Source organism: Frankia sp. Mgl5 (assembly GCF_023242985.1).
GTDB lineage: Bacteria > Actinomycetota > Actinomycetes > Frankiales > Frankiaceae > Parafrankia > Parafrankia soli.
In genome coordinates, this window is sequence record NZ_JALKFY010000039.1 from 1 (window position 1) to 304 (window position 304).

1 protein-coding gene is annotated in these 304 nt (G+C 55.3%); it reads right to left on the minus strand.

The genetic code is table 11. The features are described from left to right. Window positions 1-304, minus strand: a 304-nt coding sequence (locus tag MXD62_RS08265) for a UbiX family flavin prenyltransferase (RefSeq protein ID WP_248828813.1), incomplete at both ends; no start/stop codon positions are given.

Genomic DNA, 304 nt, shown 5'->3' on the forward strand with positions numbered 1-304 from the left:
TCGCTGGCAAGATCTTTACTCCCAATCTGCTCAGCTTCAGCATATTTTCCAGATGAATCGCGTTTAGCGGCGTTTCCCGCGGAACCAAAACCAGCTTGCGCCCTTCTTTGATCATCACGTCAGCTGAGCGTTCCAGCAGATTGCCGGACGCGCCCTGTGCGATGCCGGAAAGCGTCCCCATGGAACACGGCACAATAATCATTCCGTCGCCGCGATGAGAGCCGCTTGCTACCGGGCAGGAAAAATCGCGGAGCGTCCAGTAATGAAGCTTGCCCAGAAAATCCTGCTGCAGCTCATCATCCAG